1 protein-coding gene is annotated in these 241 nt (G+C 53.5%); it reads right to left on the bottom strand.

Annotated elements, in window-relative coordinates:
* A partial coding sequence (gene recO, locus HMPREF0549_RS08990) for a DNA repair protein RecO (RefSeq protein ID WP_003717994.1) occupies positions 1 to 241 on the bottom strand: 241 nt, incomplete at both ends.

Below are 241 nucleotides of genomic sequence, written 5' to 3'. Positions count from 1 at the left end.
GTGTCTGCGTCAGGAAATTCCCGTGCGTTTAACGCTTTTAACTGCCTTCCGGTGAACGTTTTATTGTCGATAACGACGCTTGCGATAAACCCTTTTTCTTCGCGATAACGATACGTCATGGTGTCATCTACCGGCTCGCCGCTACCCGCACAATGGGTAAAATTGACGCCATAACCCAGATGCCCGAGCAGTGCCAGTTCAAAGCGGCGCAGCGCGGGTTCTGGCGTACCAGTGACCCCTG

Source organism: Limosilactobacillus vaginalis DSM 5837 = ATCC 49540 (assembly GCF_000159435.1).
Taxonomy (GTDB): domain Bacteria; phylum Bacillota; class Bacilli; order Lactobacillales; family Lactobacillaceae; genus Limosilactobacillus; species Limosilactobacillus vaginalis.
This window is presented reverse-complemented; position numbering and strand designations above follow the sequence as displayed.